The following is a 26,409-nucleotide window of genomic DNA, read 5'->3' on the forward strand; positions in this document are numbered from 1 at the left end:
AATTCACTTCTCTTATTCACATATTATTTAACACTATCTGCAATCTTTGATAATGCATCGAATACAGCCGGTCCATAATCCATAAATTCATCATATCCTATTGTAACTATTTTCTTATTCTTTATGGCTTCAACATCAGATACTGCATCAGATGAAAGCAATTTATTAACTGCATCTGCATCATTCTTAGCATTGCGGTCACTTGTTACATATACTATAAGCTCAGGATTCATTGTTACAAGTGTCTCTAATGAAAGACCAGATGTACCTGTTGATACATTTGTATATCCTAACTTATTCAACATATTCTCCTGTAAAGATGATTTATATGTGCCAAATGTATTTCCATCAAATGCACACATTACAAGTGCATTCTTCTTGTCTGTTCCTGTATTTCCTAATGATGTCATGACTGAATCATATTTCTTCTGAAGTTCATCTGCGTATGAGTCTGCCTTGTCCTGAACATTAAATATAACCCCAAGATTCTTAACATCCTGTATAACACTTTCAATCTTAGTCTCTCCCTTTGTTACACTTGCAGCCTGTGCATAAACTTCAACGCCATTTGCATTCCATTCTGTGTATTCTCCCAGAGATTTATCAGAAAACATAGCTGCTCTGCCCACGATTATATCCGGCATCGCAGATAAGACTATTTCTTTAGATATAGTTTTCTTATCACCCAGCTTATTTATATTTGCAATACTGTCCTTATATATTGAGGTGACTTCATTGTCCGGATTCATCATTCCGACTATTTTATCACCAAGCCCCAGTTCAATAAGTGTTTCTGTTGCTGACAAATTGTTCGTTACAATTCTTTCCGGTGCTTTATCAAATGTCTGATTAACTTCATTACCAGATGCATCATATGTTGTTATTGTTACAGGATACTGTGTCTGCTTCGATTCATCCTGTAACTGCGAACTGCTGTTACTATCATTGGAACCTGTATTCCCACAACCGGTAAATAATGCTGCTGATGTAACTGTTATTGCTAAAACTGTTATTAGTGATTTGAATTTTCTCATTGCTTCAAGTCTCCTTTATTATACATTTATATTTTATGATATGAGTGTAAAAAGTAATTCTTCCACTCACGATGTATCAAAATCTGAATCCTGCTGTTCTTCTTTGTCTGCCTGTCATAAATCATGTGTATTGAATTAATATCTGATTGCTGCCACGATTGATAACTTCACATTCTACATCATATATTTCTCGCATATTATCTTTTGTAATAACCTCTTCTGGTTTTCCTTTATATCTTATTCTCCCATCCTTTATAAGATATATATAATCTGAAAATCTACATGCCAGCTGTATATCATGCAAAACTGCCAGAACATTTACATTTAATTTTTTTACAATTTTTAATATTTCAAGCTGATATTTAATATCCAGATGATTAGTCGGTTCATCAAGCAGCAAAAGTGTAGGCTGCTGTGTAATCGCCCTTGCCAGCACCACTCTTTGTTTTTCACCGCCTGACAATGACAAATATGAACGATTTCTTTTTTCATACATACCAACGCTTTTTAATGCATTATATGCAATCTTATAATCTTCTTTTTTCTCCTGCTCCATCATCTTTAGATGAGGAGTACGGCCAAGCATAACTACATCAAGCACAGAACAGTCAAAATTAAGATTATTGAACTGTGCAACAACTGCCATATTCTGTGCACTTTTTCTTATACTTATATTATCCAGAGGTTTTCCATCCAGATATATCGCTCCAAGATCCGGTTTTGTTATTCTGTAAACCGTCTTTAAAAACGTGGTTTTACCACAACCATTTGGTCCTAGTATTGTATGGAACTCATTATTACTAACACCAAGCGATATGCCATTTAATATTCTGCTGCCCTCTATACTGTACTGTATATTATCACATCTAAGTTCCATAACTACTCCCTGCCATAATTCTTCTTAGTTACAATGTATATAAAAAATGGAGCACCAACCAGAGCTGTAAATATTCCTATAGGAAGCTCTGCATTCTTAACCAGTACTCTTGCAAGAACATCAGCCCATATAAGAAATATCGCTCCAAGAAGTATCACCACTGGCACTAATCTCTTATGATTCGTTCCTGCAAATGCCCTTGATATATGTGGTATTATAAGTCCTACAAAACCAATTATTCCACAGCTTGAAACAAGCACACCTGTTACTACTGCTATTAATGTCATATAAACTTTTCTGTACAGGCTTAAATTTATTCCAAGTGTAACTGCCGTTTCATCACCTAACATCATCGTATTAAGTATGCGATACTGCGTACAGAAAAATAATGTAACAGCTATTACAACAACTGCAGGAAGTATAATACTTTTCCAGCCTGCATTAGCAAGTGAACCCATAGTCCAGAACTTGATTGTCATTATGCTGTCAGCATTGGCTCCAACTGAGATAATAAAGTTAGAAAATGCTGTAAACAAGGCATTAACAACAGTTCCTGCAAGAATAAGCCTTGTCGTAGTCATTTTCCCATGTCCGGAAGCAATTCCAAGAACCATAACTGTTGCTATAACTGCTCCCACAAATGCACCACCGGAAACAAACGCTCCCAGTCCCATAACTATAAGCAGGGTTGCACCAAATGTAGCGCCTGATGACACACCAAGAATATATGGCTCAGATATTGGATTATTAACTGTTGCCTGCATCACACATCCACATAATGCAAGTCCGGCACCGGCCAACAAGCCAAGAAGAACTCTTGGCAATCTCATATTCCAGACTATTGCAATCATTGCTTTGCTGGAAGAATTAAATATTTCATCATGATGTGTAAGCTTTCCAAAAATAATTTTATATGTGTCTGATACTTTTATATTTACCTGTCCAAGTGATACCGCAGTAATAACTGTAATCACAAGTGCTGCCATCAGGAAAATTATTACAACCACATATAATGTTTTAGATTTGGAGATATCATTTACTTTTTTCAACCTCTTGTCCTCTAAGACTAATTATAGTTACCCTTGACTAACTTTAATAGATTAAAACATACCTTTCTAATTTTGTCAATGAAAATTTTTTCTAATAATTTCACTAAATAAAATAAGAGCAGGTACCAGAAAGGTTTTGTTTCCTTAGTACTTGCTCTGTTTCTTTATATCAAAATTATTATATATAGTTGTATGTTGATGATTTACAGGTATTTTGTAAAATGTTCCTTGTCCAATTCATGTCATTGAGCCATCCATTTTTTTACTATATCAATGGCTTCTCCTGATTCGCCACATAATCCCATTACACTATTTATTAATACATTTCTTTTACTTAGTTCAGGATTTAAAGTCGTCATTGCCAATTTCTGATATTCATTAATCTTCATTCTAATTTCCATTTCTGAGCAACTTTTGTTGCGAAGAGGCGAAGAATAATTTGCACAGGCAATTTTCCTCTGCCATCAATGGCTATTTATTCTGCTCATAAACAAATAGTCGTGTGATAAAATAAGCTATCGAGCTTATTTTTCACACCAATATTCTCCATAATGTACAAACTGGAAGTTATAGTGCAATCTTTTTCCATTTTCTAATCTTGGTTCTAAAGGTTCCGAACGGAGCAACTGTATTAACATGTATGAATTTGTATACTTCCCAGACAGCTGTTTTAGTTGCTTCGTCAGCCCATTTTCTCATATGTGGTTTAAATAATTCTTCATCACTCAGAGAATCAATCATTGCATAAATAGAGTTGATATTCTCATTCAATCTGTCTTTCAATTCTTGCAGTGACAGCTGAGCATATGTATCTGTGAACCATTGATATAATTCGCCAAGCTGATTCCACTTAAAATTATCCGAAGGAGTTTTGACAGGAATACCCTTTCTTTCGTCTGATTCCCATTTAATAACAAGAGTTGTCCAGCCAACCTGATAAGCAAGATTTTCTGCCGGAGTTCGATCGATCTCATCAATTCTCTTATCTTTTAAATGCTCCGGAATATCATTAAATTCTGAAATATATTTTGCAAAGCTTTTATTTATCTCGTTTTTAAGTTCGTCTTTATTCTCATATGTTCTCAATAGTCTATCTCCTCAGCTTCCGATTTTCCAGTTTCAAAAACAGGAAGTTTTGCATACGTTATTCTTCTAATATTTTTGTAGGGTTCGCATCCGTTACAAATATCATACTATCATAAAGCTCCGCAGGAGGTTGAAACATTCGATAACTTGGAGGAAGAAGTCGCATAATGATTGAGTAGCTTTCTCCAAGTGTTCCCATATAGGTGTATTCAGAAGCCTGCCTACCCAGTTCAGAATTTTCCGGGACTTTAGTAAAATCCAACCAACAAATATCAAATCCCGCCAGTTTTGCCGCCTTTGCTAAAGGGTCATGGGAATAAAACACCTGAATTGTACGCTTTTCAGGCGAACTGGTCGGCATATTGCAATGGGTTTTATAAAAATCGGTACCAATGACATAGTAACCGTTTGCTGCGTCCTTGGAAAGAAGTTTACCCATCGAGTCAAAACTGCCCCATTTTGCGACATGGCTGTTGTGACCTGTCACAAAGATTTTTTCATGCCCATTTCGCTGCTCCTGCTGTAAAATCCACTGTACATTTTCTGCCATAGATTGATCTCTTAATGTAGCACCATCATCATTTGTCAGAGTTTGAAGCTCGGAATGCTGCATTAAAATATCTACAAAGTGAATTGCATTTTCCGAACCGTTCTTGCTTTCCAATTCTTTCTTCACTTGTGTAAGGGTTTCAGTTCGAGTAGATAAATCGCATTCACTGCTCCAGTTTTCACCTTCCACAAGTTTCTGCAAGTTTGTTGTGTCCACTTCCAGTTCTTTGCAGGATTCTTTCAAAAACCTCATGCTGTAAGAAAGCCTCTGCATATCAAAACCGTAAAAGCGAAGGTCTTCGCCTTCCAATGCACTTTCATTGTACTGGCGCATATAGGAGATAAGTTCTGCCATCTCTTCCGTTCTATAAATGGAAAATCCAATCGCTGCGGCTGCTTCCTGTGCTGTCCCCTCACCGCCGTGTATATATCGGTTTACCTGCTCGCAACCGCCGTAGTCACCTTCAAGGGCAAACGCCCTAACACCATTATTTTTTACCATCAGCTTGAACACTTCCAGCTTCAACTGCTGAAATTCTGCATTTCCGTGAGTAGCTTCTCCCAATGCAATTATTTTTGCACTTTCAGGCACAGTTATATTTTCAACGGGTTCAGCATAAGCTAAAAACTCTTCTGGATTCACATTTTCTCCTGTGCCAAAACCTCCAAAACGCATAAATACAAGTGCCGCTAAAGCCATAACACCTAATAATCCAAAAACGATATATCTTATCTTAAATCTTCTTGTCTTTTTATTCTTCATATCTGATAGACCTTTCCTTTATAGTGAATCAGTTGTCTTACATCCGTTTTACACGCTTATTGTACTTCACGTAATAGTTCTTCTGCCGTAGTGTTGAACAATTTTGCAAGTGTAAGCAGATTGGAAGTGCTTGGGTCAGATGCTCCGGTCTCCCATTTAGAGACAGCCTGCCTGCTTACGCCGATAGATTCTGCAACAAACTCCTGCGTCATCTTACACTCTTCACGATGCTGCTTCAAAACCTCACCGAGAGATTTCTTGATGCTGGACTTTTCTTTTCTGACATTGCCTGATTTAACATATCTACTCAATGCTCTTATGAGGAAAATTCCCACAGTGATAAATGCCGCTATCACCGCCACCCCGATTAGCAGTACAATACCAAAAACAATAACTCCTAAAAAATCATATTTCACTTAATTACCTCCTTTCGTGACTTCATGATAGCGAAATTTCATGGTTGCTACCACCAACTATCACGATATTTCTTTGGTTGCGAACGGTTGCGGAACTAAAATAACACTTTTTAATGTAAAAGGCATATATGTAAATTAATAAAACGACAAATTCCGATTGAGATTTCACCTGTTTTAAGAGATTTAATAACTGTTATATTTTGTTATTAAATTCTCCGCAATTCCTTGAAAACACTGGATTTGTCGCAGGTGAGCTTTCCCTTATTGTTTCCCTTGTGTTATATCGTCCTACCAGTGTTTACGAACACTGATAAGGGAAAATACAAGGGCAAAAAAATTATATAAAACAGTATAACACAAAATAAAAGTGACATGGTGAACTGATTGAAATGCTTCTGATTTTTGTAACAGATGATTTATTGATCGATAAGGAGATAAGATACGATGAGAACAATATTTGCAGAATATAATCCCGGACGAAACAGCATTGATGTTTATACCAGTGCAGGCTATATGCTTCGCATTGACTGTTGGGAAGCAGAAAAGGACTTAAAAACCACACCAGGATCAGACTGTGCATTAAACGCACTCGCCATTGATGAACCTCTTGAATATGCAAGATTATATCTTGATGGAAATTTGCAGATGTGGGTAGATGCGGAAGATTCATTAGAATTATAAAATACAAGTAGCCTGTATTCTTTATTTCACATACAGGCTACTTAATCAAAATTACTATAATTGATGGTAAGCAAGTTTCTTAATATACCTTGTTTGAATAATACTGAGCCATTTGCATATTAATTTCAAATGAAAACTTTTTAGTTTTGATTCAGTATTTAATCAATGTTCCTATATTTTAAATATTCTGTGAACTTTTTAACTGCTGGAGTAATTTTGGTCCGATCTTTCATCGCCAATGCAATTTCTCTGAAATATGGTGTTTGAAATGGTCGGATTGCAATCTGATATGGTATACGTCTCAAAATCATTTCAGGAAGTATACCAAATGCGATTATTATTTATAAGTATTTCTTGAAGGTATTTTTCATCTTCAGGGCAACGTCCATCGCCCAATCGAACTGTTCAGACCACTTATCCTTATTTTAAAAATTTGCCGAATAAGATATAAGGATTCTGTTGGCTTTCTTGTCCAGTCATTAGGCTTTTCTACCACTTCAAATTTAACGGCGATATCCGAACTGCCTATTTGGTATAGTTTGATTTCTACCAAGAAGAGCGCAATATTCTCATCGGTGTGATTATTCAGCCACTCAATTGCAGAGCGATGTTCTTCTCTGGCTCTCTTGACAACCCAAATTACAATATCGGCAGATTTGCCGGAGGCATATGTAATCAATTTACCAAGGTAATCATGGTCTGTATCTTCAAGCTGATTTTCAATAATGGTTTTTCTGTCCGTTCCTGTTTCAGTTGCATAAATGTCTACATTAAAATCTCCAACGCTGGACTCAGTTTCATCAAAGGTTATCTCCAAGCCAACGGCATCCGCCAGCAACGCAAGATTGTCCTCTTCTGCAAGCCAAAGAGTAAAGTCTATTGCCTAAAAAGTTGCTTGATCAAGAGGTGAGTGCTAATTATTTGAGATTTTTTTTGCACACCTTGATTTTGCTTGGTATGCAGCCATTTTTTCTTTCCAACTGCCAAAGATGGGATTTTACTATAACCGGATTTTTTATTTCGCGCACTCCATAATAACCGCTTCACATCTGCCATATCCAAGCTGTGAACTGTTCAGACACAACGTGTAATTGCTGGCCTTTCCCCACTTCTGCCCGGTATAAAAGTTATAATTTGTCATACGCCTTTTATCTGTATCCTCTATCAGCTTTGCTGCTTTCTGGTCACTGACATTATATAACCAGCTGATACGCTGTATGCATCATCCAGAAGCATTCCCTTGGTCTCAAGCAATTACCTGCAGTGTCTCTCCCGCTCCCTTTTTTAAACATATAATGATTTATAAAGCGTTACTTTTTTTCTCTGCACGGTCAAGATAAATATAAAATCCAACATTTAGCACGATTCCCACCATTGTCGATACTGGTGCCGCAAGACCGATCTTTGTCAGGCTTGCATTCGGCTGGATACTCATCACATAGGCAAATGGAAGACGTACCAGCAATGTCTGGATTAATCCCTGTGTCATTACCCATACCGTCTTGTTATTACCATTGAAATATCCGACCATACTGAACAGAATTGCTGTCACGATTGTTTCCAGTGCGAATCCTTTCAGATATGCATACCCTTTCTGGATAACGGCTACATCCGTTGTGAAGAACCCTGCCAGTATATCGCCTCCAAACATCACCAATAAAAATACTATACATCCCACAACCAGGCCAACACCGATTCCGGTAAACATGGATTTCTTCGCACGCTTTGCCTTGCCTGCTCCGATGTTCTGAGATACAAAGGATGCCATCGACTGCATCAGCGCACTTGGAACCAGCATCGCAAAGTTGACAATCTTACATGCAACACCGTAACCCGAAGAAGCTTCCAGGCCAAGCCGGTTCACAAATGCACAAAGTGCCAGGAAGGACATCTGTGTCAGGAACTCCTGCAGTGCAAGCGGAAGTCCGATCTTTAGGAATTTCTTACACTGACTATTCAACCCGAAATCTTTTCTGGTAATCTTAAATGGAAGTTCCTTTTTGATCAGAATAACAATAGCAAATACTACGCTGAGTGCCTGCGCTGTAACAGTTGCAATCGCCGCACCTGCTGCGTCCATATGAAATCCTGCCACAAGTACTATATCTCCGATCACATTTACAATACATGCAACAAATACAAATAGCAACGGTGATTTACTGTCCCCCAGTCCACGGAAAATTGCTGATAAAAGATTGTATGCAACAATAAAGAAAATACCGCCTCCGCAGATACGCACATATACCGAGGTCAGCTCAACCGCCTCTTTCGGAGCCTGCATCAGGACTGAGATTGGATGTGCAAATCCAACCATAACAATAAATAATCCGACTGCAATCATCGTAAATACAACTGCTGATCCGCCAATGACCGATCCAATCTGCTCTGGTCTCTTTTCACCGAGATATCTCGCAATCAGTACCGTAATACCCATTGCAAACTGTGTCACTACAAAAGTTACAAGATTCATTACCTGACTTCCCGTAGAAACCGCTGAAAGCCCGGATGTAGAACCGAATCTTCCAACTACCAGAAGATCCACTGCACCGTATGCCGCCTGCAGGATCAATGATCCCAGCACCGGTATCATAAATGCAATCAGTTTTTTAAGTATGCTTCCTTGTGTAAAATCTGCCTTATCGTTCATCGTAATGTTTTCTCCTTTCGCACATGATCTGATAAAATTTCTCTATCGTCCGTATCATACATTCTGCATCTTCGTCCGAGATTTCTTCCATGTAAGGGAGCAGACTTTTAAAATATTGTTCGTCATATTTCTGCGAAAGATTTGTTCCCTTTCTTGTAACAGCTATGTATGTGACACGTCCATCTGCTTCAGAAGCCATTTTCTTAAGGTATCCTTTTTCTTCCATCTCTTTGACAGTTCTTGTAACTCCCGGTCTTGGAAGCTCCATTGCATCACTGATATCCGACACCTTTACCTGTACGCCCTGTCCTTCCAAAGACTGTATCGTATCCAGATATTGAATAAAGGATGAACGAACACCTTCGGGCAACGGTGGGAGCATCTCCCGGGTCCGCTTTGCCTGATAACATGCATCGAACATCCTTTTTATTATTTCACTTGTCATATTCTGTCCTCCTTATATATTATCAGTAAAATCACCACTTATACTTTCTTTTGCATTCATGGCACTTCTAGTAATTATCACAGTTAATTACCTTTGATAATTATATAAAAATTTAGAAATTTGTCAAGCTTTTATTCCATTGTTAACAGCTGATCCGCTGAAAATTTATCATCTTCTTAATATCTTCCGGAATTTTTTCCCAGATTTCCGCAGACACATATTCCATATTTTCCCAAATCTACCCTTCCATTTATCACTTCAACTCCATCCGCTCGAAGAAGTTCTGCCTGTACATCCTCTCCACCAAACGCAAATGCCCCGGCCAGTTCACCTTTCGCATTGACCACTCTGAAGCACGGAATATGTTCCGGATCCGGATTCTTATGCAGTGCATTGCCCACGGCTCTTGCCATTCTGTGGTCTCCCGCCATCTCTGCGATCTTCCCATAAGTTGCCACATGTCCTTTCGGAATACGCTTCACTGCTTCATAGATTCTCTTTGTCGGACTGTCCGTAACCAGATCATACCCAGACAATCTGATCTTTCTCTTTATCCGGCAAAGGCTCTTTTTTCTCTAGCTGTTTCAGAATCGCTTCTTCCCGTTCTCTGGCTGCCTTGTCTACTTCCAGAAGATGCTCTCCAATGGTGTCCTGCAGAAGCATCACCTGATAAGTTGAATTTCGATGATTCTTCAGATAATCTCTGTGAAGAAAACCATACTTGCCAAGTTGCTCCATCTGCTCACCGGATTTATAGGTGAGATTCGGGATCAGATATCCATTTACATTTGTATACGTTATATAAATAGGACATTCGCAATCCGCTTTCGCTACTTGCTCATGAACGCAGTTGCTTCGCTGCCTGCGTTCATTTTATTATGAGATTCCGACAGGTGTATTAAGAGGTACTGGGCACTCTTTATACCCGGCTATTGCAACTATCATAGGAACCTGTTGTTTTCGTATCCTCTGGATATATACTATTTTCAGGCAGCATTGCCAGTTAAATATTCTGTATTATGCTTTTCCTATTTCATGGATACTAACACTATTTCTTATTATAATTGGCTTTATTATAATAAAACCAATAAAGTAATATCCAAACGAATAAATTTTATTTTTATGCACAAATCGGACAGCTTTAAAAATTTAGCTGTCCGACCTACTCTTAATAATATCCCCGTTCTTCCTGCCAGTCTTTCACATAGCATCGAATTCCAATATAAATCACATGCACCAGTAGCAACAGCGTGATAAGATTTACAGGAATAACAGATTTTATCCATTCTCCAAAGTAAATTACAATAGCTGCACTCGTTATCGCCACTATTATACTGAGGATATCCCAGCAATATTTCCGGTAGATTTTTCCAACCTGATAGCCAATCCCAACTATCAGTAATCCGGTTATTATAAATAAAATTCCCATAACAATAGCTACGATCAGCCAGTACATAAGCCCGGAAAGGATACGGTTAGGTATTCCGCTGCTTAACTGTCCGAAAGAATCTGCACCTATGACAAACTCCCGAAACAAGCTTCCCATTCCTTTTCCTAACACACCGAAAAAGGTGATACAGTCGTTAAGGAAAACTGGCGAAAGAATAGCCGTAAACAGGGTTATTGTTATGCTGTACCATGCCAGTAGGAACAGGATACTTTCATAACCAGTTGTCATATTTTTAAATTTCTTTTCCAGCTGACTTTTGCGGTTATCGCATTTTTCTTTTGCTTTCTGGTAAGCAGTGCGGTCACATTTTTCACATTTCTCATAAGGCACTTTTTTCTCAACAGCTACCTCTACCGTCTTTTGGTGTGTCTGTGCATAAAGTTTCTCCTGTTCTGCTTTTTCATACTTAAATTTCCATGCCACGACTTCTGCGTCGGCTCTTTTCCTTCTGTCTGTCTCGTTGGTCAATCGCTCCTCTGTTTGCCTTAATCTTGTCCGCAATGCTTCGATATTCTCGACTCTGTTTTCGCTGTTCAATTTCTCGTTCAAGGTCAGCGATTCGCTTAGCTGCTTGTTCAGTTCCAAAATTGTCTGGTCTTTCTGATCCAGTTCGTCCTGCATCTGTTCTGTCATCAGCAAAAGTTCTTCCACCTGCCCGACGTTCTCTAAGTCTTTGCATCCGTTCATCAAGCTCCCTCACTTTCTCTATCTGCTGTTTAAGGTCAGCAATTCGGTGTTCTGTTTCTGCAATAAGCTGTTCTCGCTGTTCAGCTTCTGCGTTAATTCCTGCCATTGCTGATTCTCGGTTTCCAACTGTTCGATTCTGGTTTTCTGTTGCTCGATCTGTGAGAGCAGTTCTTCTGTATCTGGCAAAAGATTCAGCAGCCCGGATAATTCGCTGTTTAAGTTTTTTAAACTCTGGTTCTGCTCCTGAAAAAACAGAAGCTGCCTGTCCCGTTCCTGTAATTCCTGTATCATCTCTGCCATAAGATTCTGCTGTTCCTCGATCTGGTTTATCATTGTCTCCATCATGGGAATGACTTCCCGGCTTTCTTCTAATGTCATCCAATCGCTCCTTCCATTGTGTCAATGCACCAGATACTTTTCCAAAAGAAATCTTTATTTTACCCAGCAGTGCATTTTGTCTTTTTATGATCTGGTTTTCCTCCACTTTCCATGAAGCGGAGGATGTCTGTCCGTTTTGAAATTTCTCATCAATTTTTCTGGCATCCGCACCCTCATGGATCGTTGGTATCTCAAATTTTCCCTGCCTTGCATAAGAACGGTGGTCAATGTGATTTTCCGTTTTCAAATGTGCATTACAGACATTTGCCCATTCGCTCCGCCATAGTTCACAATTTTTGGGATTGTTCCATCCGGTAGCATCGGTTAATACACGTTTCCACTGTTTACGATTCCTTGCACCGATTTTCGGATTACCGTTTTCGTCCAATACCGGGATTCGGATTCCATGACGGGCAGGGTTCTTTTTATCCTGCCACCAGTCCGGGTGAGACTCATCAACCACGATATTTCCATCATTATCTCTGACAAAATCCCAGTCTTTGACTTCTTTGTTTCCCCATGAATGGTCTGGATTGAATGGACGCATGGTAACAAGTAAATGCACATGTGGGTTTCCATCGCCCTTATCGTGAATGCTCCAATCTGCACACATGCCTTTGTCTACAAAGATTTTCTGAATATAATCCGTTGTATATTCAATCTGTTCCTTTCGGTTCCATTCTTTCGGTAGTGAGAACTCAAACGACCTGCCAAGCTGTGCATCCGCGGTCTTCTCAATCTTCAAAACTTCATTCCACAAACGCTGTTTCTGAAAAGTAAGTTTGAATTTTTCCAGTGCAGCTTCTTTGTTATCTGCTCTTTTATATCGGACTGATTTCTGGAACCGTCTGATAGTTTCAGCAGGTACATTCTGCCATTCCTGTGGTGCATTTTCACACATCATCAGGCTGGTATAAACGACTTCTTTTTTTGAAGTGTAGTAGCTGATCCTGCCTGTTTCTTCATTTTTCATCACATCGCCATTGAGATAAGCAGACGCCGATATGATGGATTTTCCTTTGCTGCGTCCAACAATCTTTACTGTATAATGAAAAATCGCCATGCTCCGTTTCCCCCTTTCTGCCGTATCCGGCTTTGATTTCCAGCAGGTAACCTTTTCCCTAAAAGAAAATGGTATCTGCCGGAACGCCCTCTGCATAAGAGTGCCTCCTGCGGCATGAGCAGGTCTGGCTGAAAGCCCCGCCGACGGAACGAGCCCGGCAAGCGTAAGCGCAGACCGGTTGCCATCTGTGGCAAACTTATACGGACGACCTCTGGTTGTCCATAAGTGCGCCCTTCATAAAAAAGCAATGAAGGGAATGGAAAACCCACTCCCTCCGGCATTACACTTCCTCCGTATTTGCAACTGGCTCTTTCTGCATTGCCTTTGAGAAAAACTTTCCGTTTGCTTCCTGCCTTTTTAAGAAGCCGATCAGCTTCGGGATATCTTCTTCCTCAATCGCAGAACCCAGCACCGATTCCACCGCACCGCCAATCTGGCAGAGCCTGTGTGTCCGCTTTTTGGTTTCCACATCTTTCTGACGTTTCTTCAGTTCCCGTTTCTGTGCTGCATACTGTTTTGCCTTCTCAAGGCTTTCCTGTTCTTTCTTTTCCAACTGGAGCATACGCTCCTCATAACTCTTTGTTGATCTTGCCATAAATATCATCGTCCTTTCATTTTTCTTCCAAACATAAGTTTCCTGTTGTCTGTCAGACGAAGTACATGGTATAATCTGCTTGCGTGTAGGTATATCATGGCTCCGGTCTGATAGAACCTTTGGCGGTTTCTTCGGGAACCGCTTTTTTAAGTTGAACCGTTTCTTGTGACTGCTTTCACATTTCCCTTATCCCTCAAGTCCCTGCCCTCGTTGGCTTCCATAAAGAGTTCCAGCATATCTGTTTTGATCAGGACTTTTCTCCCAACCTTCAATACCGGAAGTTTCTTCCACTCTACCAACTTTCGCAGGGTGTTCCTGCCAATTCCCGTATAATCAGCAGCTTCCTCAATAGATAAGGCGATCTTTCTTTGCGTCATATGACCACCTCCTTATTGATTGCATTATGCAATTTCGTTTGTGCTGTCAGTATAGCGTGTTTGCATCTTGTTGTCAAGCGTTATGAAATTATATTTCTTTTCTTTAAATTGCATATTGCAATATATGTTGTTACGTGGTATAGTAATGACATACCGAAAAAGGAGGCACATCAGCATGAAAGATAAAGAACTACGCAAGCTGATCGGCAGCAGGGCAAAACAGCGCCGTCTGGAATTAAATCTGACACAGCCTTATGTCGCAGAGAAGATGGGAGTTACCGCTTCCACAATCCTGCGTTATGAGAACGGTTCGATTGACAATACCAAAAAGATGGTACTGGAAGGTCTCTCGGAAGCACTTCATGTATCAATCAAATGGCTCAAAGGGGAAACCGATGAATATGAAACTGATATTACGGATAAGAAAGAATTGCAGATTCGTGATGCGATGGGCAACATTCTCAAACAGTTACCTCTTGATCTCAATAAAACAGAAGACGCTTTTTCTAAAGACTTACTGCTGTTACTGTTAAAGCAATATGAATTGTTTCTGGATTCGTTTCAGTTCGCCTGCAAAAATTACAAAGGCAGTACCAAAGATGCGGACATTGCCAAAGTAATGGGATTTGAATCGAAAGATGAATATAATGAGATTATGTTTCTCAGGGAGATCACGCATACTGTCAACGCATTTAACGATATGGCAGATGTGATAAGGCTCTATTCAAAGAAACCGGAAGCAGCAGAACAAAGGCTTGCCAATCTTTTATCCGAAGTTATGTATGAGGATTCTGAATCGGTATAGTAAGACAACCGGAGTTGTGATATACTTACACGCAAGAAGCATTTCAACAGTTCCGATTGTCTGATATCGAAAGGAGACATACGATTATGGCAAAAGGATCTGTTAGAAAAAAAGGAAAAAAATGGTACTATCGCTTCTATGTAGAAGATGCAAGCGGTAAAATGGTTCAGAAAGAATACGCCGGAACCGAGAGTAAAAGTGAGACGGAAAAGCTTCTCCGCAAGGCACTGGAAGATTACGAAAATAAGAAGTTTGTCGCAAAGGCAGATAATCTTACCGTAGGAGAACTTCTGGACATGTGGGCAGAAGAAGAACTAAAAACTGGGACACTCAGCAACGGTACAGTAGAAAATTATCTTGGTGTAATCCGCTATATCAAAAAACACCCGATTGCAGACCGCAAACTGAAAACAGTTACTGCCGAACATTTACAGGCATTTCTTGATCTGCTTACATTCGGTGGTGAGTTTCCAGACGGGAAAGTAAGAAAAGGATACAGCAAAGATTATATCCATTCTTTTTCCGCAGTGTTACAGCAGTCATTCCGTTTTGCAGTATTTCCAAAACAGTTAATCAGTTTCAATCCGATGCAGTATATTAAGCTGAAAAAGCAGGCAGAGGAAGTTGACCTCTTTTCCGATGATGAAGTGGAAGAAGGTACACAGCCGATTTCACATGAGGATTATGAACGGCTTATCCAATATCTGGAAAAGAAAAATCCACCTGCTATTCTGCCGATTCAAATTGCGTATTATGCCGGGCTCCGTATCGGGGAAACCTGTGGTCTTACATGGCAGGACATTAACCTTGAGGAACAATGCCTGACCATAAAACGCAGTATCCGCTACGACGGCATGAAACACAAAAATATTATCGGACCAACGAAACGGAAAAAAGTAAGGATTGTTGATTTTGGAGATACGCTGACTGAAGTACTGAAAGCTGCCAGAAAAGAACAGCTCAAAAACCGGATGCAGTATGGCGAATTATATCACCGCAATTACTACAAAGAAGTGCATGTGAAAAACAGGGTATATTATGAATACTATCATCTTGACGGAACACAGGAAATCCCGACAGATTACAAAGAAATCTCCTTTGTCTGCCTGCGACCAGATGGCTCTTTGGAACTGCCGAGTACACTCAGCATTGTATGCAGATCAGTGGCAAAGAAGCTGGAAGGATTTGAAGATTTCCATTTTCACCAGTTGCGTCACACTTATACCAGCAATCTGCTTTCCAATGGAGCTGCACCGAAAGATGTACAGGAACTGTTAGGACACTCTGATGTCAGTACCACAATGAATATTTACGCTCACTCAACAAGAAAAGCAAAACGGGATTCCGCAAGACTTCTTGATAAAGTAGCGAGCAATGCTTAACTAAAAATTTCCCTTATTTCCCTTGCGGATTCCGCATAAGGGCAAAAATAAGGGAAAATACATATCATTTCACTATCTAAGGGGCTGTAAGCCTTGAAAAATAAGGAAAGTTCAGGAAATCTCTCCACAAATTTCGATTTGTTTTACCCATTTTAACATAAAACTCAACCAAGTTAAAACTATAATTATCAATATATAAGTCAGTAGCCTGTGTAATATTTAAAATATCATTTTTTGTATTCCACAGCTTATCATTGTTTATTATTGCAGGTTTTGTAGAAATTTCGGAATTTCGGAATTTCCGGATTTCTCCTTGTATCCTCTCTTTTTAATTCTCCCTATTTATATATATTGCTAATATGTTCACTTATTGTTGATTTAGATTTCTGAACTGTTATTCAAACCATCACTCCCCTTATATATTCACATTCCATATTCACTATCCACTATGGCAAAAAAAGAAAACGGTTTTTCAACATCAAGACCTCCATAAAGTCCCATATAACCTGCATTTTGAAAAATAGCAAGCATATCTTGATAATTCATAATCCTTTGTAGATTTATGTGTTGCACCAGCTTCTACGGTTTTGCTGACCTCAGCAAAATCGTCCAAAACATTATGTCCACTATTTTCACATGCTTTTGAATATGATAATATAAAAATTATCTATCATTTCTTATGATTGTGCATTAAATGCACTTGCCATTGATAAACCTGTCGAATATGCAAAATTATATCTTGATGGAACGATACAAATATGGGTTGATGCAGAGAACACTCTTTATTTATAATGTTAAATAATCCCCAAAAATTCTAAAATTTTTCGGGGATTATTTTGGGCTTATATTTATTATTCAATTTAACTGATAATGATTCTCATATGAGATTTATCTTTAGAAATCATATCATCAATCACGCCAGTCTGCATCTGATTCCCATTTACATTCCGTAATCTGCATATTTGAAAATGTTGCCTTATATGAGCCTTCTATCGGGCTGCATGCATATATTCCATAAGTAATTTTTTCTGCACCTTCACACATATGGAAAATACGCATTTGTCTGAAATTTATGCCATCCTCACTGCATTCAATACAGTAGTCACTGTCCCTTCGTGAAAAACGATACCACATACTATTAATATCAGAGGATATGTCTGTTGTTGCCCAGTCAGAATATCCATGATTGGTTACAACGCTTCCCAATCGCTGTATTTTTTTATTCTCATATTCTATAGATGCCTTAAACCAATTATCACTATTCAAATACATAGCCACACCACACTGGTCAAAACGACAGGTACTCTCGAATTCTGTTTTAACAATAAAAGAAAAGTACTTGTCCGTTGTTTCAACTTGAAATACTGGAGCATTATCATTTTGAAAACCATAATAAGTGCGTGCCCATAAGTCGGTACCCCTTTCTGTAAGAATTACAACTTTATCCTCACTAATTTGTACCTGCTTTGGTTGACGTATCCATTTAGGATTGTTTTTCAAAAATTCCATCTTTTTTCTCACTTTCTTTTTTATTTTAATAAGCAGCTATATTTAGTGCCTACTTTTCACTGTATTATAATTAGTAATTTTCTTTTGTCTTCTGCAAAGAATGACTCCTATAAGTAGCAACACTGGAAAAATAATTCCTGCCAAAATTCCCATCTTTAGGTTATCCCCAAAAGCTCCTGATACCATTCCAACCAATGTAGGACCTCCTGAACAACCTATATCTCCACCTAATGCCAGCAATGCAAACATGGCTGTTCCCCCTTTGGGCAAAGCTGCTGATGCCTTGCTGAAAGTTCCAGGCCACATGATTCCCACTGAAAGCCCACAGACAGCGCAGGCAATCAGATTTAATAGCGGAATCGAGAATAATGAAATCCCTAAATAGGATAAAATACATAAAAAACTACTATAAATCATAAAGTATTCCAAATTGATACGGTCACCATACTTACCATAAAACAATCTTGATATTCCCATTAGAACCGCAAATGCCATCGGCCCTGCTAAGTCGCCGGCTGCCTTTGAAATTCCAAGACCTTTTTCTGCAAAAGCAGAGGCCCATTGACTTACTGCTTGCTCACTTGCTCCTGCACATATCATCATAATCAACAAAATCCAAAAAATTTTCATCCGAAACAATTCCTTTAATCCAAGTCCGGTATCTCCATCCTCAAGCAATGGTGCAATGGGAACCTTTGAAAAAACAAAAGCATTTCCAATTGGAATAACCGCCCAAATAATGGCTAATATTTTCCAGTTATCTATACCGACTACATAAAAGAACACTGTTGATATGAGTACAACTCCGGCGTGTCCCCAGCAATAAAAAGAATGCAACAGGCTCATTGCTTTTTCCTTATTGTCGGATGGGCAAGCCTCAACAACTGGACTGACTAGGACTTCCAAAAGTCCACCACCTACCGCATAGATCATTACAGCAATCAAAATTCCAATAAAGGAAACTGGTAAAATCTCTGGTAAAACTGTAAGAAGGAATAATCCTGCCGCTGCTAGAACATGAGCTATAATCATTGATATCCGATATCCTATTTTATCAACAAATCTGACAGAAAGAAAATCAACCAGTAGTTGTATCCCAAAATTAAAAGTCACTAACAATGTAATTTGGGAAATTGGAATATGATAGCATTTCTGAAAAAACATAAAAAGCAGTGGTGTAAAATTATTAACGATAGCTTGTACAATATAACCTACAAAACAGGCTGTAATTGTCTTATTATATTGGCTTTTCATTTTGTTCTCCTCTAATAAATGTGATTATATCGTAAACTTTATATCTAGTCATTGTATAAAATCATATATTTATGGTACAATATAACAAATTTTATTATTTATGAGGAAATATAGCATGGAGACTTTTAAGATAACTACAGATGAAACACTACGAGAAACCATCCAGCATGGCAACAATCATTATCCATTTGCATACTATCCTGATAATATTTGGAAATTTGACTTCCATCGCATTGACTGGCATTGGCATCATGAATTAGAATTTCTTTATACTGCTGAAGGTACTGCGCTCTGCCTTATAGGTACAAGTAAAATAGAACTACATAAAGGTTGCGGCATATTTATCAATAGCGGTGTCCTGCATCGTTTTGAAGCACAAAGCAGTACATTTACACCTAATATTGTTTTTTCGCCAACCCTATTAGCACCCGAAAACAGCCTCATTTACGAAAAATATATTCTTCCTGTGATAAGCTCGTCTGTTCCATATCAAGTTTTCAGTCCATCCAACACATTTGGAAAACAGGTGCTACAACTTTTGTCGCAAATTTGTACTATTCAGGAAACTAAGCCGGATAATGAATTATGTACTATACAACTTTTATTTCAGCTTTGGAACATATTGCAAAAAAATATGGACTGGACTTCTGATTCTAACAGTATTCATCGATTAAATCACAAACAAGCAAGATTACAAGCTATGATGCAGTATATTCATGATCACTACATGGAAGAGATTACATTGAAGACGATTGCGGCATCGGCATCTATCAGCAAAAGTGGAGCTTTACACATTTTTCAGACTGGCATCCACTGTTCTCCGGTAGCATATCTGATTCAATATCGACTAGCACAGGCTGCCGAACAACTTTGTACCACTCAAAAATCGGTTTTTTCTATTGCAGAAGAAAACGGATTTACAAGTTCCGGCTATTTCTGCCGGAAGTTTAGACAATATTATCATATAAGTCCAAATGAATACAGAAAGAAGAAAACAGAGGAAATTTCTTAATTTCTACTTTCTGTAATCATACAATATTTGGAGATGATGTTGTTTTTCGTTATATTATCAATCATCTTTTCCACACAGAACTTCTTTAAGACTTCTGGATATAGCATACATATTGCTCCAAACTGCCTCGTTTCATTTGACAATATAAAAAGAGTCTCAGGAATATCTTATACAATATCCTGAGACTCTTTCATCATATCATTAAGTGTTTCTGTCATAGATTTTAGCCGTTCCTTATTCGCTTCAGCATTGATTAGAATAGCAACTATGTTGTCCTTCTGTTTCTTAAGGCTCATTTCAAAGTCTATATCAGGAAGAGGACTGCTTTCTACATCATCCAAAAATGCTTCTAATGCTTCTCCATTCCAGTAATATATTCTTCCGATTTTCTCTCCATTCTTCCTAACAGAAATACCTTTCTTCACAGTATCATTGTTCTTTGTTACATCAACAATTCTCACCTCGTAATCATCGCCAAGTCTTTGCTGTAACTTACCAACAACAGCACCTATCTTGTCATCCATAGCAAACCTCCTGTAAATAAAATAAGAGCAAGTACTGAAAGGTTTTCGCTACCTTAGTACTTGCTCTGTTTCTTGTATCAAATTTATTATATATATTTACAGGTTGGTTTTTTACGCTTGTTATAAGTTTATAAACTCTTTTTTATACTATCCTATAAGACACCATAAATCTTTCTAGTGTTTAATTTATTCTTGGATTCCATTCAACTAGTACTCCATCTTTCCAATGTCCTGCAACATACTCTTCTTCTTTTGAAGGCTTATGCATTATATCACCAGTATACTCATAATTCTCACCCAATAACCTATAATATCCCCTTTTAACATATTCAAATATATGTAAATCATTTTTAAAATTTTCAACCATACCCTTATTAGTCCTATTATAACAATAATCAGAATTAAGGTAATAAACACTCTCTGGGGCAACACCATTCTCCTCATATAATGCATTTAATTCCTTATTACTAAGAACTACATTATAACCATTTTTCTTTACATAATCATTTATAAAATCTGCAATTTTTCTTTTATCATTTTCTAGTACATTTCCACCCATTCCCATAATTATACCTCCAAATCTATTTATTTTATTATATACCAAATCGTCATACTCTCGCATCTATTTTATGACATTTTTCACTTACTACACTCACTATTTCACCCTCAAACATTATACAGCTCTTGACACCAAGTGCCCAAAAAGTGCCCAACTTCACCACCAACGATTCTCCCAGTATTTATGCGGCTTTGCAGACTTTTTATACTTTTTATATTAAAATCACACTTTCCCCATTCTTAGACTACGACACCTGTTTGACCCCTAGTCCACTATGGCAAAAAAAGAAGGGAACGGTATTTCAACCATTCCCTTTGCAATGAGCCCACCGGGGTTCGAACCCGGGACACCTAGATTAAAAGTCTAGTGCTCTACCAACTGAGCTATGAGCCCTTATGCTATTAACTGATGATTGGGAGTTCTATCAACCAACCCAGCTGGGCTAGCTGGATTCGAACCAGCGTAATGCAGGGATCAAAACCCTGTGCCTTACCGCTTGGCGATAGCCCATTAATTAAAGGGTGGATACAGGGATTCGAACCCTGGACCTTCAGAGCCACAATCTGACGCGCTAACCAGCTGTGCTATACCCACCATAACATAAAATAAGAGTTCTCTTAGAACTCTCTTACAAGTTAATTAACAACTTGTATCACACTTTTTAAGTGCTTAACCAATATGGTTAAAAAAAAGTGTGCCCGGGGGGATTCGAACCCTCGACCCACGGCTTAGAAGGCCGTTGCTCTATCCAGCTGAGCTACGGACACACAAAGCGGGTGATGGGAATCGAACCCACGTATCTAGCTTGGAAGGCTAGTGTTCTACCATTGAACTACACCCGCATAATATATTAAATTGTAAGTCGGGGTGACAGGATTCGAACCTGCGACCTCTTGATCCCAAATCAAGCGCTCTAGCCAAGCTGAGCCACACCCCGAAAGGTTTTATCTTGTTGTTGTTTCTTAAGTTCTTAACTCGTGTACCGCAACAACAAGATAGATTATATGCTATGATTCGCCATATGTCAACACTTTTTTGAAACTTTTTTTGAATTTTTTTAATTTTTTTGAAGCATATACTCCAAACGCCCTATTTTACTGGGTTTCCTATACATTTTTTAATTCAAAATTAAACTCATTATTGTCATTAATCTCTAAAATTATGTAAGTTGGTATACCATCAGCCTGTCTTGGATACGATATGCTGCCAGGATTAATAAGTGTTATATTATCCTCCACGATAATAACCGGCCTGTGTGTATGTCCAAACATAACTATATCCATTCCTCTGGCAACAGCTTCCTGCTCAATAACTTTCAAATCCAAAGATACATAATAATTATGTCCGTGTGTCAGCCATATTTTCTTACCGCCAAGTTCAATTTCTTTCTCGCGGTCAAGCGGTGAAAAGAAATCATTATTTCCAGCTATAAATATAGTTTCACAGCCGGCTATGCTTTTTATTACCTCTTCTTCGCCTTCAACATCACCAAGATGTATAAGCATATCCAGATGTCCCTCGTTATATATAGCCTCTGCCAGATTACCGTGTCGTCTGTGCGTATCACTTACTATCATTATCCTCTGCATATAATTCCTCCGATTTGTCTAACTCTTCTTTAATCAGAGCCAATGCCTTGCCCCTGTGGCTTATCTTATTCTTCTCCTCAGGTGCAAGTTCGCCAGACGTCTTGCCATATTCTGGAAGATATACAATCGGGTCATACCCAAAGCCATTATCTCCCTTTATCTCTTCGGCAATAAGCCCTTCCATTGTTCCTCTTTTAACTATTTCACGTCCATCTGGAAAACAGACTGCAATTGCACATACGAAGCGTCCGCTTCTGTCACTTCCCTTAACGCCCTCAAGCTTCTGTATAAGAGCTTTATTCTTTATATCATAAGAAGTATCGTGTCCCATAAATCGTGCAGAATACACGCCAGGAGCTTTATTAAGATAATCTATCTCAAGCCCTGAGTCATCTGCCATTGTTATTTGGCCTGTAAGCTTCATAATTGCTCTTGCTTTTATCAAAGCATTTTCTTCAAATGTCGTTCCGTTCTCTTCAATATCAACATCAATTCCAGCTTCTTTCATAGAAATAATGTCGTACCCCTTCAGGATTTCTTTAACTTCCTTAACTTTATCCTTGTTATTAGATGCCAAAATAATACTCTTCATAATTAACCTCTCTTTGGTGGCTTAGGACCCATAAATGAATAAAAATATGTCTTAAGCATTCCATTGTATATTTTACGGTTCTTATCTGCCTTACGTCCAAAATATTTAACTGCATCTTCATATGATGTAATCATATATGCTGACCACGAATCCAGCTTTGCAAACTGCTTTCCAAATGCTGAATATATAGCTGGAAGCGTCTCTTTGTCTTCAAGACGTTCACCATATGGCGGATTAGTTATTATGAAGCCATATTTTTTGTGATGACTTAATTCGCTGACACTTCTTGCCTGAAAATGTATCAAATCCTCAACACCTGCATTGGCAGCGTTGCTTCTTGCTATTTTAATTACATTTTCATCAATATCAAATCCCTGAATATCCGTGTCTATACTTAAATTAATTAAGTCTTCCGCTTCTTCTACTGCGTTATCCCACAGTTCATTATTTATTATATTAGTCCAGCGTAAAGATGTAAAGCGTCTATTCATTCCTGGTGCAATATTGGCTGCTATCATTGCTGCCTCAATTGGAAATGTTCCGCTTCCGCAAAATGGATCTATAAGTATACGGTCTGATTTCCAAGGTGTAAGCATTATAAGTGCAGCCGCTAATGTCTCTGATATTGGTGCTTTTCCTGCCGCTGGTCTGTAACCTCTTTTATGTAATGAATCCCCTGATGTATCAAGCGAAATAGTCACAACGTCCTTCATAAGGCTTACTCTTATAGGATAGCTGTTTCCGTCCTCCTCGAACCAATTAACGGCGTATTTGACCTTTAAACGCTCTACAATTGCCTTTTTTACAATTGACTGTATATCTGATGAGCTAAAGAGCTTACTATTGATAGAATTAGCTTTAGTAACCCAGAACTTGCCATTCTTAGGAATGAATTCTTCCCATTCCAGTTCTTTAGTATTATCAAACAGTTCAGTAAATGTTGTTGCCTTGAATTCACCAACCTTAAGCAGCACACGCTCTGCTGTTCTTAAGAAAATGTTAGCTCTTGCAATCGCATCCGCATCTCCTATAAATGTAACCTTTCCATCTTCCACTTTGGATATATCATAGCCTAAATCGTATATTTCACGCTTTAACACTGACTCTAATCCAAAATGACACGGTGCAATCAATTCATACGTATTCTTCATATGCCTGCATTTCTCCATTCATACATTCTTTTATAGATTTTATAATAATTGTTCTATCTGGCAGTAATGCCTGACTAGCAATATTAAACCATTTTATTCTTAATATCGAACAATATATATCAATATTAAAATGCTTACCATAAATAATCAAGTAAAATAGTTAAATCACATTTTCTCTTCACTAAAATTTCATACCTTCAGATATTATGGCTTTAACTGTAAATATCTTCCGTTATATCCTCTTATTCCACCAGCCAGTGATTTCACAATATACCCATATAATGCAAGCTTATTACATACAAGCAGACTATTTGTTCCAGTTTCGCAATATAATATATATATGGCACTTTTATCCCTGTATTGGCTTTTAAAGGCTCTAATGCCCTCATACGAGCTCAGATAGTCATATGGATAATTTTCTGCTCCTTTTATATGACCACTGTCATACATTTCTTTACTCCTTATGTCAATAATATAAGAATAAGGATTATTTATATAATATTCTAACTTTCTAGGTCCTATTAATTCACAATTCATATTACGCATTTCTTATATTTATTTTAATATATTTTATGCTCGATTTTCATAACTATAACCTAAATTCCTATGTATCAGGCTGTTTGCACAGCCTTTCATTGCAAACAACCATCTTTATAAGAAATGCTTTTTAATAGCAGTCTGAGCTGTCTGTAGACTTGTTATATGAATTCTTTGACGAATTCTTTGATGAGTTAGAAGAACCTTTTGATGAGTTCTTTGAAGAATTAGAAGTATTTTTTGATGAATTCTTTGATGAGCTCTTGTTATATGCGTTCTTTCCAGCTTCATTATAGCTGTTTGACTCATTATAACTATTTGATTCGTTATAGCTGTTAGATTCGTTTTTAGATGAATTATATGACATACCTGTGTCCTCCTTTAATTTAGTTCACTGTTTAGTATGTCTATTATTAATGGTTTTATTCACAGTTTTAAAGTTCTAATTTCCAAATAAGATTTCTTATTGCAAATAATGTTTCAGTTTTCAAAGCATACTGGCATTTGAAATTTGATTAATACTTTTATATTTAAAAATATGTAACAAACACTATTATAAAATAATAAACAAAAAGCCCTGCATCATCTGTATGCACAGATAATACAGGGTTGATAAGATGTACGTGACAAGATTCGAACTCGCGGCCTTCTGGTCCGTAGCCAGACGCTCTATCCAGCTGAGCTACACGTACTTATTGGATAAACCAAATGCCGGCAACGGGAATCGAACCCGTATGGGAGTATAAGTCCCGCAGGATTTTAAGTCCTGTGCGTCTGCCAGTTCCGCCACACCGGCCTGATAAATAAGCAGTTTATTCAATAAATGATGGGACCTACAGGGCTCGAACCTGTGACCCTCTGCTTGTAAGGCAGATGCTCTCCCAGCTGAGCTAAGATCCCATATATACAACATTATTCTATTGTAAACGACCCGGATGGGGTTCGAACCCACGACCTCCGCCGTGACAGGGCGGCGCTCTAACCAGCTGAGCCACCAGGCCATATTAAACAGAACAAAAGCAAGTGGACCTTCGGGGACTCGAACCCAGGACCGACCGGTTATGAGCCGGTTGCTCTAACCAACTGAGCTAAAGGTCCAAAGAGCCGACAGTCGGAGTCGAACCAACAACCTGCTGATTACAAATCAGCTGCTCTGCCATTGAGCCATGTCGGCAAATTAAAACCTTTTGTTCTGTTTTATGACTCCAAGGGGATTTGAACCCCTGATACCACCGTGAAAGGGTGGTGTCTTAACCGCTTGACCATGGAGCCGAAATATCTATTAAAAAAAATAAGAATGAGTGTGAGCTATCACGAATTCATTCTTACAGCTCCCCGAGTAGGGCTCGAACCTACAACAACTCGGTTAACAGCCGAGTGCTCTACCATTGAGCTATC

At 38.3% G+C, this 26,409-nt stretch carries 28 protein-coding genes, 13 tRNA genes and 4 pseudogenes; 5 read left to right on the forward strand and 40 right to left on the reverse strand.

Translation table 11 applies throughout. From position 1 onward, the window contains the following. Positions 1–23 precede the first annotated feature (23 nt). The 7 genes from WMO14_RS11015 to WMO14_RS11045 all read right to left on the reverse strand — a co-directional run bounded on the left by WMO14_RS11015 (position 24) and on the right by WMO14_RS11045 (position 5,774). A complete protein-coding gene (locus WMO14_RS11015) occupies positions 24–1,034 on the reverse strand; it encodes an ABC transporter substrate-binding protein (RefSeq protein WP_349153840.1) in 1,011 nt (336 codons plus the stop codon). 121 nt (positions 1,035–1,155) lie between these two features. After that, positions 1,156–1,911 carry an ABC transporter ATP-binding protein gene (locus tag WMO14_RS11020; RefSeq protein WP_022501369.1) on the reverse strand — a complete coding sequence of 252 codons (756 nt, stop codon included), beginning with the start codon at positions 1,909–1,911 and terminating at the stop codon, positions 1,156–1,158. Between the two features lie 2 nt (positions 1,912–1,913). Further along, positions 1,914–2,960 carry a FecCD family ABC transporter permease gene (locus tag WMO14_RS11025; RefSeq protein ID WP_022501370.1) on the reverse strand — a complete coding sequence of 349 codons (1,047 nt, stop codon included), beginning with the start codon at positions 2,958–2,960 and terminating at the stop codon, positions 1,914–1,916. A gap of 242 nt (positions 2,961–3,202) precedes the next feature. Then, positions 3,203–3,349 carry a nucleoside triphosphate pyrophosphohydrolase family protein gene (locus WMO14_RS11030; RefSeq protein WP_242858678.1) on the reverse strand — a complete coding sequence of 49 codons (147 nt, stop codon included), beginning with the start codon at positions 3,347–3,349 and terminating at the stop codon, positions 3,203–3,205. 178 nt (positions 3,350–3,527) lie between these two features. Then, on the reverse strand, positions 3,528–4,046 hold the full coding sequence (locus tag WMO14_RS11035; protein WP_024729655.1) for a ClbS/DfsB family four-helix bundle protein: 519 nt from the start codon (positions 4,044–4,046) through the stop codon (positions 3,528–3,530). A 58-nt stretch (positions 4,047–4,104) separates the two neighbouring features. Beyond that, positions 4,105–5,358 (reverse strand): erythromycin esterase family protein, encoded by a 1,254-nt coding sequence (locus WMO14_RS11040; protein ID WP_055307218.1) that lies wholly within the window; start codon positions 5,356–5,358, stop codon positions 4,105–4,107. Between the two features lie 56 nt (positions 5,359–5,414). Further along, positions 5,415–5,774 (reverse strand): helix-turn-helix transcriptional regulator, encoded by a 360-nt coding sequence (locus WMO14_RS11045; protein WP_014078281.1) that lies wholly within the window; start codon positions 5,772–5,774, stop codon positions 5,415–5,417. A gap of 444 nt (positions 5,775–6,218) precedes the next feature. Here WMO14_RS11045 and WMO14_RS11050 point away from each other — a divergent pair, with 444 nt between their 5' ends. Next, entirely contained in the window at positions 6,219–6,455 is a 237-nt protein-coding gene (locus WMO14_RS11050; RefSeq protein WP_054703081.1) for a DUF6061 family protein, read from the forward strand. Between the two features lie 373 nt (positions 6,456–6,828). Here WMO14_RS11050 and WMO14_RS11055 read toward each other — a convergent pair whose 3' ends face one another. From WMO14_RS11055 to WMO14_RS11105, 10 genes and pseudogenes are all read right to left on the reverse strand, one after another. Next, positions 6,829–7,293 (reverse strand): hypothetical protein, encoded by a 465-nt coding sequence (locus WMO14_RS11055; protein WP_242849410.1) that lies wholly within the window; start codon positions 7,291–7,293, stop codon positions 6,829–6,831. A 177-nt stretch (positions 7,294–7,470) separates the two neighbouring features. Further along, positions 7,471–7,674 (reverse strand): annotated as a pseudogene (locus tag WMO14_RS11060) (cytidylate kinase-like family protein); the annotation flags it as partial. Between the two features lie 81 nt (positions 7,675–7,755). Beyond that, on the reverse strand, positions 7,756–9,102 hold the full coding sequence (locus tag WMO14_RS11065) for an MATE family efflux transporter (protein WP_349153841.1): 1,347 nt from the start codon (positions 9,100–9,102) through the stop codon (positions 7,756–7,758). After that, entirely contained in the window at positions 9,092–9,547 is a 456-nt protein-coding gene (locus tag WMO14_RS11070) for a MarR family winged helix-turn-helix transcriptional regulator (RefSeq protein WP_022046904.1), read from the reverse strand. Before WMO14_RS11070 ends, WMO14_RS11065 begins: the two co-directional genes overlap by 11 nt. A 176-nt stretch (positions 9,548–9,723) precedes the next feature. Continuing rightward, positions 9,724–10,074, reverse strand: a pseudogene (locus tag WMO14_RS11075) (MGMT family protein); the annotation flags it as partial. Beyond that, positions 10,073–10,354: pseudogene (locus tag WMO14_RS11080) on the reverse strand (TnpV protein); the annotation flags it as partial. The pseudogenes WMO14_RS11075 and WMO14_RS11080, both read right to left, overlap by 2 nt. Before the next feature lie 361 nt (positions 10,355–10,715). Further along, positions 10,716–11,465: a DUF6040 family protein gene (locus WMO14_RS11085; RefSeq protein ID WP_242915125.1), complete on the reverse strand. Its 750-nt coding sequence runs from the start codon at positions 11,463–11,465 to the stop codon at positions 10,716–10,718. After that, positions 11,404–13,125, reverse strand: a complete 1,722-nt coding sequence (locus WMO14_RS11090; RefSeq protein ID WP_147567930.1) for a MobA/MobL family protein — start codon at positions 13,123–13,125, stop codon at positions 11,404–11,406. Before WMO14_RS11090 ends, WMO14_RS11085 begins: the two co-directional genes overlap by 62 nt. Before the next feature lie 280 nt (positions 13,126–13,405). Further along, positions 13,406–13,720 carry a hypothetical protein gene (locus tag WMO14_RS11100; RefSeq protein ID WP_055219036.1) on the reverse strand — a complete coding sequence of 105 codons (315 nt, stop codon included), beginning with the start codon at positions 13,718–13,720 and terminating at the stop codon, positions 13,406–13,408. 146 nt (positions 13,721–13,866) lie between these two features. Continuing rightward, entirely contained in the window at positions 13,867–14,097 is a 231-nt protein-coding gene (locus WMO14_RS11105) for a helix-turn-helix domain-containing protein (RefSeq protein ID WP_002578307.1), read from the reverse strand. Between the two features lie 175 nt (positions 14,098–14,272). On the opposite strand from WMO14_RS11105, the gene WMO14_RS11110 reads away from it, so the two are divergent. Together WMO14_RS11110 and WMO14_RS11115 are read left to right on the forward strand one after the other, a co-directional pair. Further along, positions 14,273–14,902, forward strand: coding sequence for a helix-turn-helix domain-containing protein (locus tag WMO14_RS11110; protein WP_054703076.1), 630 nt, complete (start codon positions 14,273–14,275; stop codon positions 14,900–14,902). A gap of 86 nt (positions 14,903–14,988) precedes the next feature. Next, positions 14,989–16,284 (forward strand): tyrosine-type recombinase/integrase, encoded by a 1,296-nt coding sequence (locus WMO14_RS11115; protein ID WP_054703075.1) that lies wholly within the window; start codon positions 14,989–14,991, stop codon positions 16,282–16,284. A gap of 423 nt (positions 16,285–16,707) precedes the next feature. On the opposite strand, the gene WMO14_RS11120 is transcribed toward WMO14_RS11115, so the two are convergent. Then, the gene (locus WMO14_RS11120; RefSeq protein ID WP_278320356.1) at positions 16,708–16,830 is read right to left on the reverse strand and encodes a hypothetical protein; all 123 of its coding nucleotides are present in this window, start codon (positions 16,828–16,830) and stop codon (positions 16,708–16,710) included. Positions 16,831–16,965: 135 nt separating this feature from the next. On the opposite strand from WMO14_RS11120, the pseudogene WMO14_RS11125 reads away from it, so the two are divergent. Next, positions 16,966–17,076: pseudogene (locus WMO14_RS11125) on the forward strand (DUF6061 family protein); the annotation flags it as partial. A 117-nt stretch (positions 17,077–17,193) separates the two neighbouring features. Here the strand turns inward: WMO14_RS11125 and WMO14_RS11130 are convergent. Beyond that, on the reverse strand, positions 17,194–17,793 hold the full coding sequence (locus WMO14_RS11130) for a DUF1349 domain-containing protein (protein WP_349153842.1): 600 nt from the start codon (positions 17,791–17,793) through the stop codon (positions 17,194–17,196). 42 nt (positions 17,794–17,835) lie between these two features. Continuing rightward, on the reverse strand, positions 17,836–19,047 hold the full coding sequence (locus WMO14_RS11135; protein ID WP_349153843.1) for an MFS transporter: 1,212 nt from the start codon (positions 19,045–19,047) through the stop codon (positions 17,836–17,838). Between the two features lie 115 nt (positions 19,048–19,162). Here WMO14_RS11135 and WMO14_RS11140 point away from each other — a divergent pair, with 115 nt between their 5' ends. After that, complete coding sequence (locus WMO14_RS11140; RefSeq protein WP_349153844.1) at positions 19,163–20,059, forward strand: helix-turn-helix domain-containing protein; 897 nt, start codon at positions 19,163–19,165, stop codon at positions 20,057–20,059. A gap of 167 nt (positions 20,060–20,226) precedes the next feature. Here the strand turns inward: WMO14_RS11140 and WMO14_RS11145 are convergent, their stop codons facing one another. The 20 genes from WMO14_RS11145 to WMO14_RS11240 all read right to left on the reverse strand — a co-directional run bounded on the left by WMO14_RS11145 (position 20,227) and on the right by WMO14_RS11240 (position 26,283). Further along, a complete protein-coding gene (locus tag WMO14_RS11145) occupies positions 20,227–20,583 on the reverse strand; it encodes a DUF5688 family protein (protein ID WP_349153845.1) in 357 nt (118 codons plus the stop codon). Positions 20,584–20,764: 181 nt separating this feature from the next. Next, entirely contained in the window at positions 20,765–21,148 is a 384-nt protein-coding gene (locus WMO14_RS11150) for a DUF7225 domain-containing protein (protein ID WP_349153846.1), read from the reverse strand. Positions 21,149–21,462: 314 nt separating this feature from the next. Continuing rightward, a tRNA-Lys gene (locus tag WMO14_RS11155) sits at positions 21,463–21,535 on the reverse strand. A gap of 44 nt (positions 21,536–21,579) precedes the next feature. Beyond that, a tRNA-Gln gene (locus tag WMO14_RS11160) sits at positions 21,580–21,652 on the reverse strand. A 10-nt stretch (positions 21,653–21,662) separates the two neighbouring features. Beyond that, positions 21,663–21,736, reverse strand: a tRNA-His gene (locus WMO14_RS11165). A 99-nt stretch (positions 21,737–21,835) separates the two neighbouring features. Next, positions 21,836–21,909: transfer RNA gene (locus tag WMO14_RS11170), tRNA-Arg, on the reverse strand. A 4-nt stretch (positions 21,910–21,913) separates the two neighbouring features. Further along, a tRNA-Gly gene (locus tag WMO14_RS11175) sits at positions 21,914–21,984 on the reverse strand. 20 nt (positions 21,985–22,004) lie between these two features. Next, a tRNA-Pro gene (locus tag WMO14_RS11180) sits at positions 22,005–22,079 on the reverse strand. Between the two features lie 169 nt (positions 22,080–22,248). Further along, positions 22,249–22,731 (reverse strand): metallophosphoesterase family protein, encoded by a 483-nt coding sequence (locus WMO14_RS11185; RefSeq protein WP_022501620.1) that lies wholly within the window; start codon positions 22,729–22,731, stop codon positions 22,249–22,251. Continuing rightward, positions 22,706–23,323, reverse strand: coding sequence for an XTP/dITP diphosphatase (locus WMO14_RS11190; RefSeq protein WP_349153847.1), 618 nt, complete (start codon positions 23,321–23,323; stop codon positions 22,706–22,708). The genes WMO14_RS11185 and WMO14_RS11190 overlap by 26 nt, the downstream gene beginning before the upstream one ends. A 2-nt stretch (positions 23,324–23,325) precedes the next feature. Beyond that, on the reverse strand, positions 23,326–24,474 hold the full coding sequence (locus tag WMO14_RS11195) for a THUMP domain-containing class I SAM-dependent RNA methyltransferase (protein WP_022501618.1): 1,149 nt from the start codon (positions 24,472–24,474) through the stop codon (positions 23,326–23,328). 204 nt (positions 24,475–24,678) lie between these two features. Next, positions 24,679–25,020, reverse strand: a complete 342-nt coding sequence (locus WMO14_RS11200) for a rhodanese-like domain-containing protein (protein ID WP_082421639.1) — start codon at positions 25,018–25,020, stop codon at positions 24,679–24,681. A gap of 121 nt (positions 25,021–25,141) precedes the next feature. Next, positions 25,142–25,378, reverse strand: coding sequence for a hypothetical protein (locus tag WMO14_RS11205; RefSeq protein WP_022501616.1), 237 nt, complete (start codon positions 25,376–25,378; stop codon positions 25,142–25,144). A gap of 251 nt (positions 25,379–25,629) precedes the next feature. Further along, positions 25,630–25,703 (reverse strand) — tRNA-Arg (locus WMO14_RS11210). A gap of 17 nt (positions 25,704–25,720) precedes the next feature. Beyond that, positions 25,721–25,807: transfer RNA gene (locus tag WMO14_RS11215), tRNA-Leu, on the reverse strand. A gap of 31 nt (positions 25,808–25,838) precedes the next feature. After that, positions 25,839–25,911, reverse strand: a tRNA-Val gene (locus WMO14_RS11220). A gap of 27 nt (positions 25,912–25,938) precedes the next feature. Next, positions 25,939–26,012 (reverse strand) — tRNA-Asp (locus WMO14_RS11225). 23 nt (positions 26,013–26,035) lie between these two features. Next, positions 26,036–26,109 (reverse strand) — tRNA-Ile (locus WMO14_RS11230). 4 nt (positions 26,110–26,113) lie between these two features. Beyond that, positions 26,114–26,185 (reverse strand) — tRNA-Thr (locus tag WMO14_RS11235). A 26-nt stretch (positions 26,186–26,211) separates the two neighbouring features. Next, positions 26,212–26,283 (reverse strand) — tRNA-Glu (locus tag WMO14_RS11240). Between the last annotated feature and the right edge of the window lie 126 nt (positions 26,284–26,409).

The organism is Lachnospira rogosae (ex Hitch et al. 2025) (assembly GCF_040096455.1).
Lineage (GTDB): Bacteria > Bacillota > Clostridia > Lachnospirales > Lachnospiraceae > Lachnospira > Lachnospira rogosae.